This window comes from Frankia sp. CeCAU1 (genome assembly GCF_977971845.1).
In genome coordinates, this window is record NZ_CDWWXA010000261.1 from 1 (window position 1) to 2756 (window position 2756).

At 72.5% G+C, this 2756-nt stretch carries 4 protein-coding genes and 1 pseudogene; 2 read left to right on the forward strand and 3 right to left on the reverse strand.

The annotated features are described in order from the left end of the window. Nucleotides 1-85: 85 nt before the first annotated feature. Nucleotides 86-385, reverse strand: a complete 300-nt coding sequence (locus tag AC08OO_RS23245) for a hypothetical protein (protein ID WP_476611835.1) — start codon at nucleotides 383-385, stop codon at nucleotides 86-88. Further along, on the reverse strand, nucleotides 382-894 hold the full coding sequence (locus AC08OO_RS23250) for a hypothetical protein (RefSeq protein ID WP_476611836.1): 513 nt from the start codon (nucleotides 892-894) through the stop codon (nucleotides 382-384). Before AC08OO_RS23250 ends, AC08OO_RS23245 begins: the two co-directional genes overlap by 4 nt. Before the next feature lie 168 nt (nucleotides 895-1062). On the opposite strand from AC08OO_RS23250, the gene AC08OO_RS23255 reads away from it, so the two are divergent. Together AC08OO_RS23255 and AC08OO_RS23260 are read left to right on the forward strand one after the other, a co-directional pair. Beyond that, complete coding sequence (locus tag AC08OO_RS23255; RefSeq protein ID WP_043590196.1) at nucleotides 1063-1269, forward strand: hypothetical protein; 207 nt, start codon at nucleotides 1063-1065, stop codon at nucleotides 1267-1269. 99 nt (nucleotides 1270-1368) lie between these two features. Then, nucleotides 1369-2442 (forward strand): hypothetical protein, encoded by a 1074-nt coding sequence (locus AC08OO_RS23260; RefSeq protein WP_476611837.1) that lies wholly within the window; start codon nucleotides 1369-1371, stop codon nucleotides 2440-2442. 17 nt (nucleotides 2443-2459) lie between these two features. Here the strand turns inward: AC08OO_RS23260 and AC08OO_RS23265 are convergent. Continuing rightward, a pseudogene (locus AC08OO_RS23265) lies at nucleotides 2460-2756 on the reverse strand (hypothetical protein); the annotation flags it as partial.

Below are 2756 nucleotides of genomic sequence, written 5' to 3' on the forward strand. Positions count from 1 at the left end.
AGGCGTGCCTTCGAAGCTGAACGGGACGATCTCGCTCAAAGGTCAACTCCAGCGTGGGTGGTGCCACGGTCTGTCAGAGACGCGGTCACAGCTCGATGCCCATGAAGTACGCGACGTGGGCGAGGGCGGTGCGGACACCGAGGTCGGCGCCCGGCATCCCGGATGCGACCGCGACCAGCGCCGCGTACGCGATACCGGCGGCGGTACCGGCCTGCACGGCGCTGCTCTTGCCGGTCAGGGCCTGCCGGGCGTCGGCCCGGTCGGCGTCGGTGGGCCGCAGATTCTCGGGCACCCCGGCGAGGGTGAACAGCTCGGCGGGCGGCACGGGCGTGGCACCCAGCTTGATCAGGTCGGGGTGGCTGGTGAACAGCGACTCGGGGTTCACGCCGCCACCGCCGGGGCCAGCGCGACGGCCGGGGTGAGGGTGACGCGCAGGGTCGGAGCGCACGGCCGCATCGGCACCTCACCGAGGTTGAGGCGGGCGTAGGTGGCGCGGATCTGGTCGAGGTCCGGGGTGGTCTTCGCCGAGGCGACCCGCTCGACCTGCCAGCGGCCGTAGACGCCGTCGGGGAGCCGGTCGAGCAGCCGGCGGGCCTTCCGCTTGCCACGGTCCCCGGAGCGGGCCGCCTCACCCGCGAGGTCGAACGCGACCGCCGCCGCGTCGATCACCTCCAGCGGGGGCAGCTCGTCGACGGCGAACAGCACCGGCGACGCGGCCGGCGTCGGCTGGGCCGCGACCGGGGCGGTGGGGACGACCGGAGCCAGCTCGACAGCCGCCGGGAGCTCGGCCGGGCCGAGGCGGTCCAGCAGGCGGACAGCGGCGGCGCAGAGGGCACGCCGGGCGGCGCCAGCGAAACGCTGCCCGAAGGGGCGGCGAGTGGGAACGTAGAACACGCGGGTCCTTCCTGGTGCTGACAGGTGTGATCCGTAGGCCCCGGCCGGAGGGTGAGAGCTCCGGGCGGGGCCGCTTGCGTTATGGGTGACACGGTACCGGATAGTCCGGTGTCCGTCCATACGGTTGTACGCGTGTCAGGATGGACGGGTACCGGCTACCATCTGCGCATGGCGAATCCCCCAAACCTCGACGCGCTGCGCGCGCTGGCGGAGAAAGTCGAGACGGCAGAACGCACGCTCGACGACGCCCGCCGCGAACGCGACGAGGCGATCCGTGATGTCCGGAAGGCGACCACTCACACCGTCGACGAGATCGCCGAGGCCGCTCGGGTCTCGCCATCGACGGTCAAGACCGTGATCCGCGGCATCCGCTGATCCACGAGACGCCCCACAACTGAAGCGGGCCGACCAGGAGTTCGCACCTCCTGACCGGCCCTTGATCGACAACCCTTGTCTGAGAAGGGCCATCAACCCGTGTCCCATCATGCCCGCGGCAGCCTGCCCGAAGGCGGCCAGGACCCGCATCACGGCAGCCCCTCGCCCCGCTGGCGGGTCGAACGCGCCATCGTCGCCTCGGACCTGTCCGCCACCGCCCGGCTGATACTGCTGACGCTGCTCGTCGTCGTCGACTTCCAGACCCTCACCACGCCGCAGGAGTTCACCCCGTCGCTGTCCGGGCTGGCCCGCATGACCGGCCTCGGCCGGTCCACCGTCGCCCGCGAACTCGAGCGCCTGGAACGCGCCGGATGGGTCATCCGCGACCGTCCGTCCCCGGCCGACGCCCGGTCGAAGAAGCATCGGACCTGCTACCGGGTGGCCGTCCCCGCTGGTCTCCCTGTGGGACCAGTCGACCCGTTCGCTAGTCCCACACCGGGACTCGCTGGTCCCTCAGTGGGACCAGCCGACCCCCCGCCGGGTCCCGGAGCGGGACCAGAGCTAGTCCCAGAGCGGGACGGGGGTAGTCCCGCAGCGGGACACAATCAGCACTTCCCAGAACTTCCAGAACAAGCAGCAGCAGCGGAGCCCGACCACGACGAACCCGAACCGCCCCCGCCCGTCGACGAGCGCCCGGCCGCCGAGCACCCGGCCGACTCCGGCGAGGCGAACCCGTACGCTGATCTCGTCGGCCGCCTAGTCGCTGACGAGCGGCTTCCGGCCAGCTGGCGGCAGGACGTCGCCTCCGCCCTCGCCCGCGGCTGCGCCCCCGGCCAGATCGTCGACGCCTACCGGGCGCCGCTCTCGGGATCGGTCCGCAGCCCGGCCGCAGTGCGCCGCCGCCGCATCCTCGACCTCCAGCCGACCCCGGCCAACCCGAAGCCGGCGGTCAAACCAACGCCGCCGAACCTCCGCACGATGTGCCGGCTCCACACCCAGCCCGCGCCCTGCCCGGTGTGCGCGGACCTCGCCACAGACGCCAACGTGCCCACCGCGGCAACACCGAGCGCGCGCCAGCCGGCCACGGCAGCAGCGCGGACCTGCACCCGTTCAGCGGCCACCGCGGACGCGATTGCCGCGCTCCACGCCCGGCTTCCACGGGGCCGGCGTTGAAAATTCAGGCCCGCGACTCAGACTGCGGCGACCCGGCGGCCAAGTTCCTGCACCAGCGGCTCCGACGGCCATGGGGAGAGCTGACGGTGCAGCGCGCGGGCCCGCTGCTGCACCGGCATGTTCGGCGCCTCCGCCACCGCATCCAGCGCGGCGATGGCGGAGGCCGCCGCCGCATCAGGATGGTCCCCTGCGAGATGACCTCTGGCCACGGCGATGTGCGCCAAGCCAACCCCCTGGTTGTCCTGGCCTATGCGGCGGAACTCTGCGGCGGATCGGGTGCCATGGTGGATTGCTGTCCGACCGGCATCCGGTGT

What these genes read in the sequence shown, in the direction of transcription:
- AC08OO_RS23255 (WP_043590196.1), top strand. Translation starts at nt 1,063, where the DNA reads ATGGCGAATCCCCCAAACCTCGACGCGCTGCGCGCGCTGGCGGAGAAA.